Genomic DNA, 17,672 nt, shown 5'->3' on the forward strand with positions numbered 1-17,672 from the left:
GCTGCGCGCAGCGACGGGGATGAGTGTCGTACGCGCCGACGGCCGTGGTGGGGACCGCCCTCCGTCGGGAAGGCGCTACCCGGGCATCCTCAAGGGCTGTCCCGTTCTCAGGCGGCGCGGTTGCGCCGGTACAGCACCGCTCCGGCCAGGAGCATCGCCGCACCGGCCGGAACGGCCACTCCCAGCGTGTGAACACCGGTCGCCGCCAGCGTGCCCGAGTCGTCGTTGTCCGCGACGGAGTGTGTCGCAGGCTTGACGGTCCGCTCCTGGGGCGCCTCGGGCTTGGTCTGCGTACCGGTGTTCGGGGGCACGTGCCGCGGCTTGCTGGGTTCGACGGGGTTGCCCGGGCGCGGCTCGACGGGCCGCGGCTTCGCCGGTGTCACGGGGGTCACGGGCGGCTGCTGCGGGTTGCCCGGCCGGCTCACGGACGAGGCGTTGGTGCAGTCATTGCCGAAGGTCGGGTTGAGTGCGCTGACCACGTTCACGGAGTTGCCGCAGACGTTGACCGGCACATCGACCGGGGCCTGGACGTTGTTGCCGGAGAGCACCCCCGGAGAGTTGCTGGTGACGCCGCTGGCCACCGCGCCACCGCCGGTGGTCTGGCCTTCGCCCGTCTGCACACCGCCTCCCGGGGAGGTGTTGCCGGGCGCGGGTCGGCCCTGGGACGAGGAGTCGTTGCGGCATGTGTTGCCGAAGGTCGGGTTGAGGATGCCGACCGCGTTGACGGAGTTCCCACATGCATTGACGGGAACGTTCACCGGCACCTGGACCGAGTTCCCGGAGGCGACGCCCGGGGAGTTGGACGCTCCCCCGAAAGCTCCGGAGTCCGCGTGTGCGTATCCGCCGAGCGCCATGGCGCTGCCTGCGGCGGCCATGGTGATCAGGCCCTTGCGCGTGACCTGTCGCATAGGTTGTTTCCTTGCCTTCTTGTGGTCTGCCTCCGGGCCCGTCGCCCGAAAGCGGAAAGCCCGGGTGGTCGCGGGGTGCATGGCGAGCACTCCGGGACCGCCCGGGTTCAAACCCAGACCCTGAGGGTCGATTCAGAACGTCACGAGTTGATGCAGGTGTTGCCGAAGGCGGGGTTGAGCAGCCCGACCACGGAGATCGTGTTGCCGCACACATTGACCGGCACGTGGACGGGAACCTGAATGACGTTGCCCGAGATCACACCGGGGGAACCGACCGCAGCGCCCTGGGCACCGGCGTCGGCCATTGCCACGCCCGCACCCGCGAGAACCAGGCCACCCGTGGCAGCCGCAGCGGCGACGATCTTCTTGATCATTATTCCTCCTCGTTGGCAATGCGGTCCCAGCCGCGGACCGCATCACCTGTAACGAGGAGGGACGGATGGGGCTACCAGCCGTCGGGGCCTTTCACTCTTCTCAGTCAGTCACGCACACATTGACGATTATGGGAGTGTCGTTTCAGCACACCGCCCCCGGCCAGGCCGGCGCCCGGCGCGGATGCGGTTCCCCGACCTCACGGGGCCGTACGCCTAGCTCGCGTCGATGAAGCGGTCGAGCACCCGAACCCCGAAGGTCAGGCCGTCGACCGGGACCCTCTCGTCCACCCCGTGGAACATCCCCGCGAAGTCGAGCTCCGGGGGAAGCTTGAGCGGCGCGAAGCCGAAGCAGCGGATGCCGAGGTCGTCGAAGGACTTGGCGTCCGTGCCGCCGGACAGCATGTACGGGACCGCCCGGGCGATCGGGTCCTCGGCCCTGAGCGCCGACTGGATCGCATCCACGAGGTCGCCGTCGAAGCTGGTCTCCAGTGCCTTGTCACCGTGCACGTCCTCCCGCTTGACGCGCGGGCCGAGCAGCCGGTCGAGGTCGGCGAGGAACTCCTCCTCGTACCCCGGCAGGAACCTGCCGTCGACATGGGCGGTCGCCTGCCCGGGGATGACGTTCACCTTGTAGCCGGCGCCGAGCATGGTGGGCGCGGCGGAGTTGCGCAGGGTCGCGCCCACCATCTTGGCGATGCCGCCGAGCTTGGCGAGGGTGGCGTCCATGTCCTCGGGGTCGAGCGGAGTGCCGAGGGCGTCGGACAGTTCGTCCAGGAAGGACCGTACGGTCTTGGTCATCCGCACCGGCCACTTGTGGCGGCCCACGCGGCCCACGGCCTCGCAGAGTTCGGTGATGGCGTTGTCGTTGTTGGTCATGGAACCGTGACCCGCCGTGCCGTCGACGGTCAGCCGCATCCAGTGCATGCCCTTCTGGGCGGTCTCCACCAGATAGAGGCGCAGCTGTTCGTTGACGGTGAAGGAGAAGCCGCCGACCTCGCCGATCGCCTCGGTGACGCCTTCGAAGAGGTCGGGGTGCTTGTCGACGAGGTAACGCGCTCCGTAGGCGCCGCCGGCCTCCTCGTCGGCGAGGAAGGCCAGCACGATGTCACGCGGGGGCTTGCGCCCTGTGCGCAACCGATCGCGCACCACGGCGAGCGTCATCGCGTCCATGTCCTTCATGTCGACGGCGCCGCGCCCCCAGACACAGCCGTCCGCGATCTCGCCGGAGAAGGGGTGGTGGGTCCAGTCGTCGGCGTTCGCCGGTACGACGTCGGTGTGGCCGTGGATGAGCAGCGCGGGCCTGGAAGGGTCCTCGCCCTCGATCCGGGCGACGGTGGAGGCACGGCCCGGATGGGATTCGAAGATCTTCGGTTCGAGCCCCACCTCGGCGAGCTTCTCCGCGATGTACTCGGCGGCGGCTCGCTCGCCGGGACCCGAGTGGTCCCCGTAGTTGCTGGTGTCGATCCGGATCAGCTCACGGCAGAGGTCGACGACCTCGTCCTGGCCCGAGACGGCACGGGCCGTCGACTCGCTCACGGACTCGCTCACGCTGATTCCTCCCGCTCTCGCTGCTGGTGGTTCCGACCCATCCTCCCGCGACGGATCGAGGTCCCCAAGGGTCGCACCCCCCGCGGGCGGGTGGTGCCGGGCGAGCGGGGCCAACCGCGTCGCACGGGACGCCCGTACGGGGCCCTCACTGCGGACGGACGGGCGTGATCGAGCACTCCGAATGTTTGCTATGGTTTTCCACGTCGCAGCGGCCACGGGCCAGGCGGCAGACACCTTGTCCGGGTGGCGGAATGGCAGACGCGCTAGCTTGAGGTGCTAGTGCCCTTTATCGGGCGTGGGGGTTCAAGTCCCCCCTCGGACACCAGTAGGAACCCCAGTTGATCTGGGGTTCTTCTGTTTTTGGCGGCCGGTGTTCCTTGCGGCCCGGTCGACCGTGGCGTTCGACACGGAACCGCGCGATGCCTAGTCGGCCGGGGTTCCGCTCGGTCCCGGCTGGGCGGGGCCCATCGGGCGGACGCATAGGGTCACGGGGTGAGACGGAGAAAAGCGCCCCCGCCCGCCCCGCTCCCCCAGCGGGAGGGCATCGACCCCGTGCGGGTCCGATTGCCTGCTGATCCGGAGGGCGCGTGGGCGACCGTGCTGGACCACTTCGTGGCGCGGTACGCGCGGGCGATCGGGCCGGAGCAGGTGCGGGCGCTCTTCGACGGGGGACGTGTCGTCGACGCCGACGGGCCGGTGGCCGCGGACGAGGCGTACGCCCCCGGTCGGTACCTCTGGTTCCACCGGGACTTCGCCGGCGAGGAACGGGTGCCGTTCGAGGTGACGGTGGTCCATCGGGACGAGCGATTGCTGATCGTCGACAAACCGCACTTCCTCGCCACCACCCCGCGGGGAGGCCACATCACGGAGACGGCGGTGGCGCGGCTGCGCCGGGATCTGGGGCTGCCCCTGCTCCAACCGGCGCACCGACTGGACCGGTTGACCGCGGGTCTCGTGCTGTTCGTCGTACGCCCCGATGACCGTGGCGCCTACCAGACGATGTTCCGCGATCGACGGGTACGCAAGGAGTACGAGGCGGTGGCTCCTTACGACCCGCGGGTGGTGCTGCCGCAGACCGTGCGCAATCGGATCGTCAAGGAGCCGGGGGTGCTCGCCGCCTATGAGGAGGACGGCGAGCCGAACAGCGAGACGCGGATCGAGTTGGTGGCCCACAGCGGACAGCTCGGCGGATACCGGCTGTTGCCGACGACCGGGCGCACTCATCAACTGCGGGTCCACATGAGCGGCATCGGACTGCCCCTGTTGAACGATCCGCTGTATCCCACGGTGCACGAGCAGCGCCCCGGCGATCACGAGCAATACGACCGCCCCCTCCAGCTCCTGGCGAAGGTGCTGGAGTTCACCGATCCGGTGACGGGTGGGGCGCGTCGTTTCGAGAGCCGGCTGCGACTGGCTCAGTGGCCCCGGTGAATCCACTCCGCGAGGTGCGGTGACTCGTCCGCGACGGTGGTGGAGTCCCCGTGCCCGGTGCGTACGACGGTCTCTTCGGGCAGCGAGAACAGCCGCTCCCGGATGGAGTCGATGATCGTCGGGAAGTGGGAGAAGGAGCGCCCGGTGGCTCCCGGTCCTCCGTGGAAGAGGGTGTCGCCGGTGAAGACGGTCCCCAGGGCCGGGGCGTAGAGGCAGACGGCGCCGGGGGCGTGGCCCGGGGTGTGCAGCACGGTCAGCTCGACACCGGCCACGGTCAGGACCTGACCGTCCGACAGTTCACCGTCGGGGGCCCGGTCGGGGTGGGTCATCTTCCACAGCGGCAGGTCGTCGGGGTGGAGCAGGATCGGTGCCCCGGTGGCCGCGGCGAGCGCGGGAGCGGCATCGATGTGGTCGTTGTGCGCATGGGTGCACACGATCGCACGGAGCGCACGGCCGTTCAGCGCGGCCTCGATCGCCGCTGCGTCGTGTGCGGCGTCGATGACGATGGCCTCGGTGTCATCCCCGACGATCCAGACGTTGTTCTCGACGTCCCAGGTGCCCCCGTCGAGGGAGAAGGTTCCTGCGGTGACCAGATGGTCGATGCGGGCGGGTCCCTGCGCCATCAGAACACCACCACCGAACGCAGCACGTCACCGTGGTGCATACGGTCGAACGCGGCTTCCACATCGCCGAGTCCGATGGTCTCGGTGACGAAGGCTCCGAGGTCGATCCTGCCCTGCTGGTGGAGGTCGATCAGCATCGGGAAGTCCCGGGAGGGCAGGCAGTCGCCGTACCAGGACGACTTCAGTGAGCCGCCGCGGCCGAAGACGTCGATCAGCGGCAGTTCCAGCTTCATATCGGGCGTGGGAACGCCGACGAGGACGACCGTGCCCGCCAGATCACGGGCGTAGAACGCCTGCTGATAGGTCTCGGGGCGGCCGACGGCCTCGATGACGACGTCGGCGCCGTTGCCGCCGGTCAGCTCACGGATCGCCTCGACGGGGTCGGTTCCGCGGGAGTTGACGGTGTGGGTGGCGCCCATGGTCCGGGCGGTCTCCAGCTTGCGGTCGTCGATGTCGACGGCGATGATCCGTGCCGCGCCCGCGAGCCGCGCGCCCACGATCGCCGCGTCGCCCACTCCGCCGCAGCCGATGACGGCGACCGAGTCGCCGCGGCCGACCTCGCCGGTGTTGATCGCGGCGCCGATGCCGGCCATGACGCCGCAGCCGAGGAGGCCCGCCACGGAGGGAGAGACCTCCGGGTCGACCTTGGTGCACTGGCCCGCCGCGACCAGGGTCTTCTCGGCGAAGGCGCCGATCCCGAGCGCGGGTGAGAGTTCGGTGCCGTCGAGGAGGGTCATCTTCTGACGGGCGTTGTGGGTGTCGAAGCAGTACCAGGGACGGCCGCGCAGACAGGAACGACACCGGCCGCAGACGGCGCGCCAGTTGAGGACGACGAAGTCCCCGGGGGCGACATCGGTGACGTCGGGACCGACCGACTCGACGACACCGGCCGCCTCGTGGCCCAGCAGGAACGGGAAGTCGTCGTTGATCCCGCCCTGCTTGTAGTGGAGGTCGGTGTGGCAGACGCCGCACGCCTGCACCTTCACCACGGCCTCGCCCGGGCCCGGGTCGGGGATGACGATCGTCTCCACCCGCACCGGCTCGTTCTTGCCCGGGGCAATGACACCCAACACCTGCTGCGACATCAAAGACCTGCCTTTCTTCACGCGTCGACAGGCCACCCTACGGCCCGTCACGGCGGCGCGCCGCGATGGCTCGTATGCACGTTACACACTGGGCCATACGGGTGTTATATCGGCCAGATTGTCCGGAACGGGCAACTCCAGCAGATCAGGACAAGTCTTGGAGTGCGAACCGACGACACAGCAGCCGTTCACACGACACACGGGACTACGGGGGAACGTATGACCGAAGTGACCGAGACCGTACAGCAGGCCGCGTCAGGACCAGGCGCATCGGTCGAACAGCAGCGCGGAACGACACCGGACGGGCCGGGCGCCGCCGCATGGGCGGGCATCCCAGCCCACGCCATCACCGAGAGCATCATCGAGCAGGCCACGGCCGGGGGCAGCCGGGAGCTGACGCCCTATCTGGACGCGATGCCGGTGCCCCCGGTACTGCGGCCCGACGAGCCGGACGTCCGCCGGGAGATCGAGATCGCGCTGCGCCCGACCTGGGTGCGGATGCACTCCCAACTGCCGCCGACCCTGATGTGGGGCTACGAGGGAAGCGTGCCCGGCCCGACCATCGAGGTGCGGCGCGGACAGCGCATCCGCATCGCCTGGACCAACCGCATTCCCCTGGGCAGCGAGTTCCCGGTGACCGCCGTGGAGGTGGGGCCCGCCCGTCCGGGGCAGCCGCTCCCCCACAACCGGCCGGGACGCGAGGGAGTGGAGCCCAGTAAGGAGGTCGCGGCCCTGCCCGCATGGTCGGTGACGCATCTGCACGGCGCACAGACCGGCGGCGGCAACGACGGTTGGGCCGACAACGCCGTTGGGTTCGGTGACGCCCAACTGTCGGAGTACCCGAACGACCACGCCGCCGCACAGTGGTGGTACCACGACCACGCGATGAACATCACCCGTTGGAACGTCTACGCGGGGCTGGTCGGCACCTATCTGATCAGGGATGACGAGGAGGAGGCGTTGGGGTTGCCGTCCGGGGAACGGGAAATGCCCCTGATCCTCGCCGACCGCAACATCGACACCGACTCCGACGGGAGGCTCAACGGACGGCTGCTCCACAAGACCTCGATCCTGGTGGCCAAGCACCCGGAGACGGGCAAGCCGGTGACGCTGCCGTTCGTGGGTCCGTACTCCACGGTGAACGGGGTGATCTGGCCGCATCTGGACGTCGATGCCGACTGGTACCGGTTCCGGCTCGTGAACGCATCGAACGCACGCGTCTACAACCTGGTCCTGGTCGACGAGGACGGCGACCCGGTGCCGGGGGTGGTGCACCAGATCGGTAGCGACGGCGGGCTGCTGCCCCGAACGGTGACACACGACTTCATCGGCGGCGCGCCCCTGATCGCGGCGCCCGCCGAGCGGTTCGACCTGCTGATCGACTTCCGCAAGCTGGCCGGACGCAAGGTGCGACTGGTCAACAAGGGGCGCAATCAGCCGCCCGGGGTGCCTGACCTCGCGGACAGCATTCCCCATCCGCAGGTGATGGAGTTCCGGGTGGACAAGTGCGAGCGGCCGAGCCGGTTCTCGCTGCCCTCGATGATCTCGGGCTCCTTCCGCCGCTTCGACCATGACCACGTCGACCACGGTCATCGGCTGATCGTGCTGACCCCACCGGCGACGGTCGGCGGCGGTGGGCATCCCGAGATCTGGGAGATGGCGGAGCTGAAGGACGTGGAGGCCGCCGCGATCACGGCGCCGACGGAGGGCATCGTCCAGGTCAAGGGCTCCGACGGGAAGCTGCGGACCTATCGACGCACGTCGCGCACCTTCAACGACGGGCTCGGGTTCACCATCGGCGAGGGCAGCTACGAGCAGTGGTCCTTCCTCAATCTGAGCGTCGTGGTGCATCCCATGCACATCCATCTGGCGGACTTCCAGGTGCTGGCCCGGGAGGCGTACGACGTGACGGGCTTCGATCCGGTGCTCGGCGGGACCCGTCGTCCCATCACCTTCGATCCGGGCCGACCGCTTGCCGTGCCGCCCAACGAGCAGGGTTGGAAGGACGTCTTCCGGGTGACCGCCGCGGAGTCGGTGAAGGTGATGGGGCACTTCGACGGGGCGTACGGGCGCTTCATGTACCACTGCCACCTGCTGGAGCACGAGGACATGGGAATGATGCGGCCCTTCGTGGTGATGCCTCCCGAGGCGTTGAAGTTCGACCACGGCGCCGGACACGGCGGCCATCACGCCTGAGTGATCGATCGAGTGGGCGAAGGGCTCCGCGGGTCACCCCGTGGGGCCCTTCGGGCTGGGAGGGAACGGGTGCGGGCTCATTCGGCCGGGGTCGCGGACGTCACCCGGACGGGTCGGGTGCCAGAACGTCCAGCTCTGCCAGCGCACCCACGGCGATCTCACGGGTGATCCGCTCGGCCCGTTCGGCGTCCCCCGCGCGAACCGCCTCGGCGACCTGGACGTGCAGGGTCACCGCCGCCGGATCCGGGTCGTCGAACATCACCTGGTAATGCGTGCGCCCGGTCAGGACCTCGGCCACCACATCGCCGAGCCGCGCGAACATCTCGTTGCCGGAGGCGTTGAGGACCACCCGGTGGAAGGCGATGTCGTGCTTGAGGTAACCGTCGAGTTGGTGTCCGCGCGAGGTCGCGACCATGCCCAGCGCGCAGGCGGTCAGTTCGGCGCACTGTTCGGGGGTGGCGTGGCGTGCGGCGAGGCCGGCGGCCACCGGCTCGATGGCCGAGCGCAGCACGGTGAGGGAGCGCAGTTGCCGTGGGCGGTCGACTCCGGCGAGGCGCCAGCGGATGACGCGCGGGTCGTAGACGTTCCACTCCTCGATGGCGCGGACGGTGACCCCGACCCGACGCCGGGACTCCACCAGGCTCATCGACTCCAGGACGCGGACCACCTCGCGGACGACCGTGCGCGAGACGTCGAAGCGCTGGGCGATCTCATCGGTGCGCAACACGCTGGCCTGCGGATACTCGCCGGCCGTGATGGCGAGGCCCAGGGTGTCGAGTACATGCGTGTGCAGGCCCTGGCCCGCCGAGGCCGTCTGGCCCGCTGTGGTCATGGGGCAAGAGTACGTGGCATCCCTCACGCAGAAAAAGTATGACGTTTAGATCTCGACCTCTTGAATATGTCGTACGTAATAGGTTTCAGTAGCGCGACGGACAGATGTCGACACCGGCGTCGACTCAAGACAGCGAGGCATGAGATGACCACCCCCCACGTCGTCGTGGTGATGGGCGTCGCAGGAACCGGCAAGACCACCATCGGTCCCCTGCTCGCCGATGCGCTGGGCGTTCCCTACGCCGAAGGCGACGACTTCCACCCCGAGGCGAACATAGCCAAGATGTCGGCCGGCGTTCCGTTGGACGACGCCGACCGCTGGCCGTGGCTGGACGCGATCGGAAGCTGGGCGCACGAACGGGCCGGGTCGGGTGGGGTGGTCTCCAGTTCGGCCCTCAAGCGCGCCTACCGGGACCGGCTGCGCGCGGCTGCCCCGAACGCGGTCTTCCTCCATCTGACCGGCGACCGGGCGCTCATCGAGCAGCGGATGGCCGAGCGCAAGGGCCACTTCATGCCGACGAGACTCCTCGACTCCCAGTTCGCCACCCTCCAGCCGCTGGAGCAGGACGAGCGGGGTGTCGCCGTCGATGTGTCGGGCACCCCCGAGGACATCGCCGGCAGGGCAGTGGTCGAACTGCGCCGACTGGACGCCTGACCAACCCGCTCCGCCCTCTCCCCACCCGTGCACCCGTCCCCCTTCTGTGAGGAACCACCGTGACCAGTCTCAGTGTCGAGATGCTGGCAGCGGACGCCACAGCGCCGATCACCTCGGCGGGCAACGCCCAGCTCGGCATAGCCGTCCTGACGGGCATCGCCGTCATCGTCCTGCTCATCACCAAGTTCAAGCTCCACGCCTTCTTGGCCCTGACCATCGGGTCGTTGACGCTCGGCGCCCTCGCCGGGGCGCCCATCGGCAAGGCGATCGAGTCCTTCTCCAAGGGGCTCGGCGCCACGGTCGCCGGGGTAGGTGTGCTGATCGCGCTGGGCGCGATCCTCGGAAAGCTGCTCGCCGACTCCGGCGGCGGTGACCAGATCGTCGACACGATCCTCGCCAAGGCCAACGGGCGCACCATGCCCTGGGCCATGGTGCTGATCGCGTCCGTGATCGGACTGCCCCTCTTCTTCGAGGTCGGCATCGTCCTACTGATCCCGGTCGTCCTGATGGTCGCCAAGCGCGGCAACTACTCCCTGATGCGGATCGGCATCCCCGCCCTGGCCGGTCTGTCGGTGATGCACGGACTGATTCCGCCGCACCCCGGTCCGCTGGTCGCCATCGATGCCCTCGACGCCAATCTCGGTGTGACCCTGGCGCTCGGTGTGCTCGTCTCCATCCCGACCGTGATCATCGCCGGTCCGATCTTCTCCAAGTACGCCGCCCGCTGGGTGGACATCCCGGCGCCCGAGAAGATGATTCCGGCACGCCCCTCCGAGGACCTGGACAAGCGTCCCGGGTTCGGTGCGACCGTGTTCACGGTGTTGCTGCCCGTCGTACTGATGCTGGCCAACGCACTGGTCGAGATCGTCGTGGACGACCCGGAGAACCCGGTCCAGAAGGTCACCGAGGTCATCGGTTCCCCGCTGATCGCGCTGCTCGCCGCGGTGCTCGTGGGTCTGTTCACCCTGGGCCGGGCCGCCGGGTTCACCAAGGACCGGATGGCGTCGACGGTCGAGAAGTCGCTCGCCCCGATCGCGGGCGTCCTGATGATCGTCGGTGCGGGCGGCGGCTTCAAGCAGACCCTGATCGACGTCGGTGTGGGCCAGATGATCCTGGACTTCTCCAAGAACTGGTCGATACCCACCCTGCTGCTGGCCTGGCTGATCGCGGTGGCGATCCGACTGGCGACCGGTTCGGCGACGGTGGCGACGATCTCGGCCGCCGGACTGGTGGCACCGCTGGCTGCCGGCATGACCACGACCGAGTCGGCGCTGTTGGTGCTGGCGATCGGCTGTGGCTCCCTCTTCTTCAGCCATGTCAACGACGCCGGGTTCTGGCTGGTGAAGGAGTACTTCGGCATGACCGTCGGACAGACGATCAAGACCTGGTCGGTGATGGAGACCATCATCTCGGTGGTCGGCATCGTCTTCGTCCTGCTGCTCTCACTGGTGCTGTAGCGCAGGTCCCATCCATGGCGCGGGCCCCTCTCGTCGAGAGGGGCCCGTCCGCGTGCGTTCCGCGTGCCGGGATCCCGACCACCCCGGTCCGCTGGTCCTCGCCGGCCATCGCCGCCCGCTGAGGCCGGGCCTCAGTCCACCGATCGGGCGGCGGCCCGTCCCGCCGTCCGCCCCGACAGGATGCAACCGCCGAGGAAGGTCCCCTCCAGCGAGCGGTAGCCGTGCATCCCACCGCCTCCGAACCCGGCCGCCTCACCGGCCGCGTACAGCCCGGCGAGCACGTTCCCCCGCCCGTCGAGCACCCGCGATGACAGGTCCGTCTCCAGTCCGCCGAGCGACTTGCGGGTGAGGATGCTCAGTCGTACGGCGATGAGCGGCCCGGACCGGGCATCGAGGATGCGGTGGGGGGCGGCCGTGCGGATGAGTTTGTCGCCCAGATAGCGGCGCGCGCCCCGAATGGCCATGACCTGGAGGTCCTTGGTGAAGGGGTTGGTGATCTCCCGGTCGCGGGCAGTGATCTCCCGCCGCAGTTCCTCCTCGTCGATCAGCGGTTCATCGGTGAGGGCGTTCATCCCCCGCACCAGTGCCGAAAGGTCATCCTCGACGACGAAGTCGACGCCGTTGTCCATGAACGCCTGTACCGGGGCGGGCACGGCGACCCGCGCCCGATTCAGCACTCCGCGGACCGACCTGCCCGTCAGATCGGGATTCTGTTCCGAGCCGGAGAGTGCGAACTCCTTGCCGATGGTCTTCCGGTCGAGGACGAACCAGGTGTGATCGTGTCCGGAACGCATGATGTGTTCCAGGGTGCCGAGGGTGTCGAAGCCCGGGAAGAGCGGCACGGGCAGCCGACGGCCCCGGGCGTCGAGCCAGAGCGAGGACGGGCCGGGGAGGATCCGGATGCCGTGCCGGGCCCAGATCGGGTCCCAGTTCTCGATGCCCTCGGTGTAGTGCCACATCCGGTCGCCGTTGATGTGGTGGGCGCCGGCCCGTTCCGCCACCCCGAGCATCAGTCCGTCGACATGGGCGGGGACTCCGGACAGCATCCTCGCCGGTGGTGCGCCGAGCCGGCCGGGCCACTGGGCACGGACCAGATCGTGGTTGCCGCCGATGCCGCCGCTGGTGATGATCACCGCCTGCGCGCGGAGTTCGAAGGCCCCGACGACCTCCCGACCGGATGCGGTGCCGCGCGGTGCGTCGGACAGTTCCAGCACCTCGCCGCTGACGGTGTCGAGGGTGCCACCACTGCCGCTCAGAGCGGTGACGCGATGGCGGAACCGCACCTGGACCAGGCCGCGGTCGACTCCTTCACGCACCCGGCGCTCGAAGGGGGCGAGGAGGCCGGGACCGGTTCCCCAGGTGATGTGGAAGCGGGGTACCGAGTTGCCGTGGCCACGGGCGTCGTAGCCGCCGCGCTCCGCCCAGCCGACGACGGGGAAGAACCGGACTCCCCTGGTGTGGAGCCAGGCGCGCTTCTCCCCGGAGGCGAAGTCGATGTACGCCTCGGCCCAGCGGCGCGGCCAGTGGTCCTCCTGGCGGTCGAAGCCCGCGGTGCCCAGCCAGTCCTGGAGGGCGAGGTCCCGGCTGTCCCTGACCCGCATCCGGCGCTGCTCGGGCGAGTCGACCAGGAAGAGTCCACCGAACGACCAGTGAGCCTGGCCACCGATCGACTGCTCGGGCTCCTGGTCCAGCAGGATGACCTTGCGTCCGGCGGCGACGAGTTCGGCGGTGGCGACCAGTCCCGCGAGCCCCGCCCCGATCACGATCACATCAGCGTCGTACGCCATGGTTTCCGTCCTTCGTGGGCAGGGGGCGGCGGTTGGACTCCCGATCTTCGGTACGGGCCGGTAACCGCGTCAACAGCTACGGGCGGGCGGGGCCGCACAGGGGTACGAGGGGTACCCCGCCCGGGACGGTGGTTGTATGGCGCACATGAATCCTGCTGAAGAGGTGCTGGACATCGTCGACGAGCGGGACCGGGTCATCGGCCGGGCCACGCGCGCCGAGGTGTACGCCCGCGGGCTGCGCCACCGCTGCGTCTTCGTCCTGGCCACCGACGCCCGGGGCAGGATCTTCGTGCACCGCCGGACGGCGACCAAGCTGGTCTTCCCCTCGCTGTACGACATGTTCGTGGGCGGAGTGGTGGGAGCCGGCGAGGAGTACGACGACGCCGCCCTGCGGGAGGCCCAAGAGGAGTTGGGCACGGCCGCTCTCCCCCGGCCCGAGCCCCTGTTCCGCTTCCTCTACGAGAACGACGGCCAGAGCTGGTGGTCGGCCGTCTACCAGGTGCGCTGCGAGGGCCCGGTGAACCCGCAGGCCGAGGAGGTGGCCTGGCACTCCTTCCTCACGGAGGACGAGTTGGAACAGCGACTCGACCAGTGGGATTGGGTACCCGACGGCTCGTTTGCGTATGAACGGCTGAAGGCCCACCGAGGACGAGCGCGATGAGGCCCGGTCCGATGAGAGGTGCGGTGGAGTGAGCGGCTTTCTGCGGAGTCTGCGGCTGTGGTTCGCCCCCCAACGGGTCCGGGAGGAGGGCGACACCCCCGACTACCGCTTCTCGCTCGCCAACGAGCGCACCTTCCTGGCCTGGCTGCGTACGGCGCTCGCGCTGATCGGCGGCGGCTTCGCCGTGGACCAGTTCCTGCCCGATCTGCGCTGGGGCGTACGGGCGGGGTTGGCCTTTGGGTTGCTGGGGGCGGGAGTGCTGTGCGCGCTGCGCGCGGTGAACCACTGGGTGCGTTGCGAGCGCGCGATGCGGCGCGGTGAGGACCTTCCGGTGTCGCGCTTCCCCGCGCTGGTGAGCCTGGTGATCGCCGTGGTCGCGGTGGCGATGATCGTGGTGGTCTTCCTGGGGTGGGAGCAGGGCCGGTGAAGGCGCCGTCCGGTGCGGCCCCGGCTCCGCCTCCCGGCTCGGGGCCTCCGGAGCGGAGCCTTCCGTGGGACGGGGACCGTGACCCGGGTCTGCAACCGGAGCGCACCCGGCTCGCTTGGCGCAGGACGACACTGGCGTTCACCGTGGCGGCCGTGCTCGCCGGGCGGCAGGTGGCCAGTAGCGAGCACGGCGGGCTGGATGCTGCGGGAACGGTCGTCGTGGCGCTGAGCGTACTGATCTCGCTGGTGTTCCTGCGGGCGGCCCACCGACGGATAAGGGTGCTGGGAGGCAACGCCCACCCCGCGCCGCTGTCGCCCGGGGCGGCCCTGTTGGCCGCCGGGTGCACAGTGGCCCTGGCCGCCTTCGCCAGCACGATGGTCCTCTGACGATGAACAGCGCCCACCAGCTGAACAGCTGGGCGATGGACCGCCGAAACGGGATGAACCGCCGAATGGCTGCTCACCGGGCGCAGCGCGCTCCGGGAACTAACCTGGAAGTAAGCAGAACGGCACAAACATCATGAAACCTAGGCAAGGGTGAGGGTCATGGCCGTACTCCACCAACAGCATCCCGCGCACGAGCACGCCCATGGACCGGCCTGCGACCACACGGGAATCCTGCACGGCGATCACATCGACTACGCCCACGACGGTCATCTCCACCGCGAGCACTCGGGCCACTGGGACGAGTGCGAACCGGGCGAGCACATCTCGCACAGCGGGCACGCCCATGAACACGGCTCCGGCTGTGGACACCCCGCCGTGGAGCACGGCGATCACATCGACTACCTCCACGACGGGCATCGACACGCGGCCCACGAGGGGCACTGGGACGACCACTGAGGGCTCGGACGGTCGGGAGCACTACTTCTCGGTCGCCACAGACCGGAGGGGATGCGTCCATCGCGGCTAGGGACGCAGGGCCCGCATCAGCAGATCGGCCAGGTGGTCGGCGACCTGGCGGGGGCTCAGGGGCCCATCGGCGCGGTACCAGGTGGACAGGTGGTGCACCGAGCCGAAGTGGTAGTCGACGACGAGGTCGGCGGGTGTGGCCGTGGAGAACCTTCCGCTCCGCTGCCCCTCCTCCACGAGCGCCCGGAACCGTTCGTGATAGCGCCGGCGTTCCGCCCGTACCTGCTGACGCTTCTGGGGGCCGAGGTGGTGCATCGAACGGAAGAAGATCTCGGCGTCGTCGAGGTTCTCGATGGTCGTCACCACCACGTCCGCCGCCGCTTCCCGCAGTCGGTCCTCCACCGGTCCGCCCGCGTCCGCATAGCCGTCCAGCCGCTGCTGCTGTAGGCGCAGCACCCGGGCGTACACCTCGTGGAGCAGGTCTTCCTTGGAGTCGAAGTAGTGGTAGAAGGCCCCCTTGGTGACCCCCGCGGACTCGACGACCTCCTGGACCGAGGTGCGGTCGTAGCCGCGTTGGGCGAAGAGCCGGGTGGCGGTGGCCAGCAGTCTCTGCGGTACGGGTCCGTGGTCCCCGTCCGTCGTCCTGGCCATGGTGCGCCACCGGCCCTTCGTCCGTTTCCTGCGTTCGTCCGCGGCATTTCGTCTGCTGCATTCGTCTGCGGCATTCGTCTGGCAGGACAACAGCCGATCTGTCCGGGATCTTCCCATCGGGGGTCACGGTCGCGCCTCCGCCGACGGGGGCGTACGGACGACGGGGTCGACGCCAGGGCCGATCGAACACCGGCAGGCCACTGGTTCTGCCCACCCGGGTGGCGCGGCGTGACCGGGGGCGACGCGGCTTCGACCGGGTCGTTCCCTACCGTCACCAAGAGCGCTAGCGTGCGTGAGCATGACAGGAATCGGCTGGGAAGGAAGCACATGGGGCTGACCAGAAGGGGACTACTGGCCGCCGGTGGGGCTGTGGGCGCCCTGGCCGCCGGGACACACGCCACCACCGCACACGCATCGGTGCGCAGGCGGTTGCACACCGGGTTCGACCGGCTCGCGGCCGACGGGTACGCCCTGTTGTCCGGGCAGCGGGTCGGCGTGGTCACCAACCCGACCGGCGTCACCTCCGATGTGCGCCACATCGTCGATGTGATGCACGGTGACGAACGGATCGACCTGGTCGCGGTCTTCGGACCCGAGCACGGCTTCCGGGGGACGGCCCAGGCGGGCGGCTCGGAGGGGCGCTTCGACGATCCGGCAACCGGGCTGCCCGTCTATGACACCTACCAGCAGAGCGGGCAGCGGCTGGCGAACGTCTTCACCGCGTCGGGCGTGGACACGATCGTCTTCGACATCCAGGACGCGGGCGCCCGCTTCTACACCTACATCTGGACCCTGTACGACTGCATGCAGGCGGCGGCGCTCGCGGGTAAACGTTTCGTCGTGCTCGACCGACCAAACCCGGTGAGCGGCAGGGCAGCCCTGGGACCGGTGTTGGAACCGGCCTTCGCCTCGTTCGTCGGCCGCCAGCGGATCGCCCAGGCACACGGTATGACCGTGGCCGAGTTGGCCCTGCTCTTCAACGGCGAGTTCCTCAAGGACGATCCGGTGGACCTGGCCACCGTACGGATGTCGGGCTGGCGGCGTTCGGACCACTTCGGGGACACCGGACTGCCGTGGGTACCACCGAGCCCCAACATGCCGACCCCGGACACCGCGCTGGTCTACTCGGGAACCTGTCTCTTCGAAGGCACCAGCCTGTCGGAAGGGCGCGGGACGACCCGCCCGTTCGAACTGCTGGGGGCGCCTGGGGTCGATCGCCGCTGGGCGCAGGCGGCGCAGTCATTGGCCCTGCCGGGAGTGCACTTCCGCGAGGCGTACTTCACCCCCACGTTCAACAAGCACGTCGGCAAGACCTGCGGCGGTCTCCAACTCCACGTCCATGACCGGGACGCCTTCGATCCGGTGCGCACCGGCATCGGCCTCCTGGTGACCGCGCGGGCCGTCTGGCCCGGATTCCAGTGGGTCAACAACAACTGGATCGACAAGCTCACCGGATCGACCAAGGTCCGCACGCTCATCGACGCCGGAGCGGACACCGATGAGGTCGTGGGGTCCTGGCGGGATGAACTGGCCGCGTTCCGCCGGGTCCGCAGGAGGTATCTGCGGTACTGACACGGGGGATGGCCCCACCTACCTGGCGAATTCCAGGGGGCGTGCCAGTTCGATCACCGCGCGGCCCCGGCGCCCCCAGTGGGCACGGTGTGGTGACAGCGCCAGACCGGGCGTCGCGTACTGCTGTCAGCGCACAACGGACAGGTGGGACGAATCCAGCAACACCGCGCAGTATCCGAAGGTGCAGGGTGCCTTCCTTCGGGACCTGGTCGGCGACGTGTACGTGAACGTGGGCTTCACCTTCGGACAGGGATTTCTCCGCGCCCTTGATCTGACCGATCCGGCCGAGCCCGTGCGCACCTTCTCGGTGTGACTGCCCGAGGCGGGCAGCGCCGAAGTGGTGCTGGAGCGGGTGTCCCGGCAGAGCGACACGATCGGCCTGCGCACGGTGCCGTCCATCGCGCGCACCTGGCTCAACACCGCCCGTCCGGTCCGCAGCATCGGCGCCGTGTGGCCCGATCCGCCCCAGGCGGTACGGCTGGCTCCGTCGTACGACGTACTGATCCACCTCCCCAGGATCGCCCCGGCCGATCTGCTCTGACCAGGGCGGAAGGAGTTCCGCCGGTCGGTCCAACCACGTTTGCGACGGGGCGTCCCGCAGTACTTCGTCGACTT

At 69.2% G+C, this 17,672-nt stretch carries 19 protein-coding genes and 1 tRNA gene; 12 read left to right on the forward strand and 8 right to left on the reverse strand.

The window, feature by feature from the left end:
- Window positions 1–107: 107 nt before the first annotated feature.
- From ACFXJL_RS22935 to ACFXJL_RS22945, 3 genes are all read right to left on the reverse strand, one after another.
- A complete protein-coding gene (locus ACFXJL_RS22935; protein WP_384695184.1) occupies window positions 108–908 on the reverse strand; it encodes a chaplin family protein in 801 nt (266 codons plus the stop codon).
- Between the two features lie 140 nt (window positions 909–1,048).
- A complete protein-coding gene (chpH, locus tag ACFXJL_RS22940) occupies window positions 1,049–1,282 on the reverse strand; it encodes a chaplin ChpH (protein WP_329016436.1) in 234 nt (77 codons plus the stop codon).
- Window positions 1,283–1,495: 213 nt separating this feature from the next.
- A complete protein-coding gene (locus tag ACFXJL_RS22945) occupies window positions 1,496–2,818 on the reverse strand; it encodes a M20/M25/M40 family metallo-hydrolase (protein ID WP_358878323.1) in 1,323 nt (440 codons plus the stop codon).
- Window positions 2,819–3,067: 249 nt separating this feature from the next.
- Between ACFXJL_RS22945 and ACFXJL_RS22950 the strand changes: the two genes are divergently transcribed.
- Both ACFXJL_RS22950 and ACFXJL_RS22955 read left to right on the forward strand, forming a co-directional pair.
- Window positions 3,068–3,155: transfer RNA gene (locus tag ACFXJL_RS22950), tRNA-Leu, on the forward strand.
- A 167-nt stretch (window positions 3,156–3,322) separates the two neighbouring features.
- Window positions 3,323–4,261, forward strand: coding sequence for a pseudouridine synthase (locus ACFXJL_RS22955; RefSeq protein ID WP_384695187.1), 939 nt, complete (start codon window positions 3,323–3,325; stop codon window positions 4,259–4,261).
- On the opposite strand, the gene ACFXJL_RS22960 is transcribed toward ACFXJL_RS22955, so the two are convergent.
- Both ACFXJL_RS22960 and ACFXJL_RS22965 read right to left on the reverse strand, forming a co-directional pair.
- A complete protein-coding gene (locus ACFXJL_RS22960; protein WP_384637411.1) occupies window positions 4,246–4,884 on the reverse strand; it encodes an MBL fold metallo-hydrolase in 639 nt (212 codons plus the stop codon). The two genes, ACFXJL_RS22955 and ACFXJL_RS22960, sit on opposite strands and share 16 nt — an antisense overlap.
- Window positions 4,884–5,969, reverse strand: a complete 1,086-nt coding sequence (locus ACFXJL_RS22965; RefSeq protein WP_358878260.1) for an S-(hydroxymethyl)mycothiol dehydrogenase — start codon at window positions 5,967–5,969, stop codon at window positions 4,884–4,886. The genes ACFXJL_RS22960 and ACFXJL_RS22965 overlap by 1 nt, the downstream gene beginning before the upstream one ends.
- Before the next feature lie 414 nt (window positions 5,970–6,383).
- Between ACFXJL_RS22965 and phsA the strand changes: the two genes are divergently transcribed.
- Window positions 6,384–8,165 carry an O-aminophenol oxidase PhsA gene (phsA, locus tag ACFXJL_RS22970; protein ID WP_384695343.1) on the forward strand — a complete coding sequence of 594 codons (1,782 nt, stop codon included), beginning with the start codon at window positions 6,384–6,386 and terminating at the stop codon, window positions 8,163–8,165.
- A gap of 100 nt (window positions 8,166–8,265) precedes the next feature.
- Here the strand turns inward: phsA and ACFXJL_RS22975 are convergent, their stop codons facing one another.
- Window positions 8,266–8,997, reverse strand: a complete 732-nt coding sequence (locus ACFXJL_RS22975; protein ID WP_384695190.1) for a FadR/GntR family transcriptional regulator — start codon at window positions 8,995–8,997, stop codon at window positions 8,266–8,268.
- Between the two features lie 144 nt (window positions 8,998–9,141).
- Here ACFXJL_RS22975 and ACFXJL_RS22980 point away from each other — a divergent pair, with 144 nt between their 5' ends.
- Both ACFXJL_RS22980 and ACFXJL_RS22985 read left to right on the forward strand, forming a co-directional pair.
- Window positions 9,142–9,651: a gluconokinase gene (locus ACFXJL_RS22980; protein WP_358878263.1), complete on the forward strand. Its 510-nt coding sequence runs from the start codon at window positions 9,142–9,144 to the stop codon at window positions 9,649–9,651.
- Between the two features lie 59 nt (window positions 9,652–9,710).
- On the forward strand, window positions 9,711–11,108 hold the full coding sequence (locus ACFXJL_RS22985) for a gluconate:H+ symporter (RefSeq protein WP_358878264.1): 1,398 nt from the start codon (window positions 9,711–9,713) through the stop codon (window positions 11,106–11,108).
- A 131-nt stretch (window positions 11,109–11,239) separates the two neighbouring features.
- Here ACFXJL_RS22985 and ACFXJL_RS22990 read toward each other — a convergent pair whose 3' ends face one another.
- The gene (locus ACFXJL_RS22990; RefSeq protein ID WP_384695195.1) at window positions 11,240–12,895 is read right to left on the reverse strand and encodes an FAD-binding dehydrogenase; all 1,656 of its coding nucleotides are present in this window, start codon (window positions 12,893–12,895) and stop codon (window positions 11,240–11,242) included.
- A gap of 145 nt (window positions 12,896–13,040) precedes the next feature.
- On the opposite strand from ACFXJL_RS22990, the gene ACFXJL_RS22995 reads away from it, so the two are divergent.
- The 4 genes from ACFXJL_RS22995 to ACFXJL_RS23010 all read left to right on the forward strand — a co-directional run bounded on the left by ACFXJL_RS22995 (window position 13,041) and on the right by ACFXJL_RS23010 (window position 14,825).
- Window positions 13,041–13,556, forward strand: a complete 516-nt coding sequence (locus tag ACFXJL_RS22995) for an NUDIX hydrolase (RefSeq protein WP_384637421.1) — start codon at window positions 13,041–13,043, stop codon at window positions 13,554–13,556.
- 28 nt (window positions 13,557–13,584) lie between these two features.
- Complete coding sequence (locus ACFXJL_RS23000) at window positions 13,585–13,983, forward strand: DUF202 domain-containing protein (RefSeq protein WP_329016466.1); 399 nt, start codon at window positions 13,585–13,587, stop codon at window positions 13,981–13,983.
- A gap of 89 nt (window positions 13,984–14,072) precedes the next feature.
- Window positions 14,073–14,369 carry a DUF202 domain-containing protein gene (locus ACFXJL_RS23005; RefSeq protein WP_358878324.1) on the forward strand — a complete coding sequence of 99 codons (297 nt, stop codon included), beginning with the start codon at window positions 14,073–14,075 and terminating at the stop codon, window positions 14,367–14,369.
- Between the two features lie 159 nt (window positions 14,370–14,528).
- Window positions 14,529–14,825: a hypothetical protein gene (locus ACFXJL_RS23010; protein WP_384695198.1), complete on the forward strand. Its 297-nt coding sequence runs from the start codon at window positions 14,529–14,531 to the stop codon at window positions 14,823–14,825.
- Between the two features lie 66 nt (window positions 14,826–14,891).
- Here ACFXJL_RS23010 and ACFXJL_RS23015 read toward each other — a convergent pair whose 3' ends face one another.
- Window positions 14,892–15,485, reverse strand: coding sequence for a TetR/AcrR family transcriptional regulator (locus tag ACFXJL_RS23015; RefSeq protein ID WP_384695200.1), 594 nt, complete (start codon window positions 15,483–15,485; stop codon window positions 14,892–14,894).
- Window positions 15,486–15,812: 327 nt separating this feature from the next.
- Here ACFXJL_RS23015 and ACFXJL_RS23020 point away from each other — a divergent pair, with 327 nt between their 5' ends.
- The 3 genes from ACFXJL_RS23020 to ACFXJL_RS23030 all read left to right on the forward strand — a co-directional run bounded on the left by ACFXJL_RS23020 (window position 15,813) and on the right by ACFXJL_RS23030 (window position 17,598).
- A complete protein-coding gene (locus ACFXJL_RS23020) occupies window positions 15,813–17,057 on the forward strand; it encodes a DUF1343 domain-containing protein (protein WP_358878269.1) in 1,245 nt (414 codons plus the stop codon).
- Between the two features lie 181 nt (window positions 17,058–17,238).
- Window positions 17,239–17,370: a hypothetical protein gene (locus tag ACFXJL_RS23025; RefSeq protein WP_384695203.1), complete on the forward strand. Its 132-nt coding sequence runs from the start codon at window positions 17,239–17,241 to the stop codon at window positions 17,368–17,370.
- 39 nt (window positions 17,371–17,409) lie between these two features.
- Window positions 17,410–17,598 carry a hypothetical protein gene (locus ACFXJL_RS23030; protein WP_384637432.1) on the forward strand — a complete coding sequence of 63 codons (189 nt, stop codon included), beginning with the start codon at window positions 17,410–17,412 and terminating at the stop codon, window positions 17,596–17,598.
- The last annotated feature ends 74 nt before the right edge of the window (window positions 17,599–17,672 follow it).

The organism is Streptomyces sp. NPDC059256, from assembly GCF_042753785.1.
Lineage (GTDB): Bacteria > Actinomycetota > Actinomycetes > Streptomycetales > Streptomycetaceae > Streptomyces.

Excerpts from the sequence above, each read along its gene's own strand:
- phsA (WP_384695343.1), top strand. The coding sequence starts at position 6,384 with ATGCCGGTGCCCCCGGTACTGCGGCCCGACGAGCCGGACGTCCGCCGG.
- ACFXJL_RS22995 (WP_384637421.1), top strand. The coding sequence starts at position 13,041 with ATGAATCCTGCTGAAGAGGTGCTGGACATCGTCGACGAGCGGGACCGG.
- ACFXJL_RS23010 (WP_384695198.1), top strand. The coding sequence starts at position 14,529 with ATGGCCGTACTCCACCAACAGCATCCCGCGCACGAGCACGCCCATGGA.
- chpH (WP_329016436.1), bottom strand. The coding sequence starts at position 1,282 with ATGATCAAGAAGATCGTCGCCGCTGCGGCTGCCACGGGTGGCCTGGTT.
- ACFXJL_RS22960 (WP_384637411.1), bottom strand. The coding sequence starts at position 4,884 with ATGGCGCAGGGACCCGCCCGCATCGACCATCTGGTCACCGCAGGAACC.
- ACFXJL_RS22965 (WP_358878260.1), bottom strand. The coding sequence starts at position 5,969 with ATGTCGCAGCAGGTGTTGGGTGTCATTGCCCCGGGCAAGAACGAGCCG.
- ACFXJL_RS22975 (WP_384695190.1), bottom strand. The coding sequence starts at position 8,997 with ATGACCACAGCGGGCCAGACGGCCTCGGCGGGCCAGGGCCTGCACACG.
- ACFXJL_RS22935 (WP_384695184.1), bottom strand. The coding sequence starts at position 908 with ATGCGACAGGTCACGCGCAAGGGCCTGATCACCATGGCCGCCGCAGGC.
- ACFXJL_RS22980 (WP_358878263.1), top strand. The coding sequence starts at position 9,142 with ATGACCACCCCCCACGTCGTCGTGGTGATGGGCGTCGCAGGAACCGGC.
- ACFXJL_RS23015 (WP_384695200.1), bottom strand. The coding sequence starts at position 15,485 with ATGGCCAGGACGACGGACGGGGACCACGGACCCGTACCGCAGAGACTG.
- ACFXJL_RS22990 (WP_384695195.1), bottom strand. The coding sequence starts at position 12,895 with ATGGCGTACGACGCTGATGTGATCGTGATCGGGGCGGGGCTCGCGGGA.
- ACFXJL_RS23020 (WP_358878269.1), top strand. The coding sequence starts at position 15,813 with ATGGGGCTGACCAGAAGGGGACTACTGGCCGCCGGTGGGGCTGTGGGC.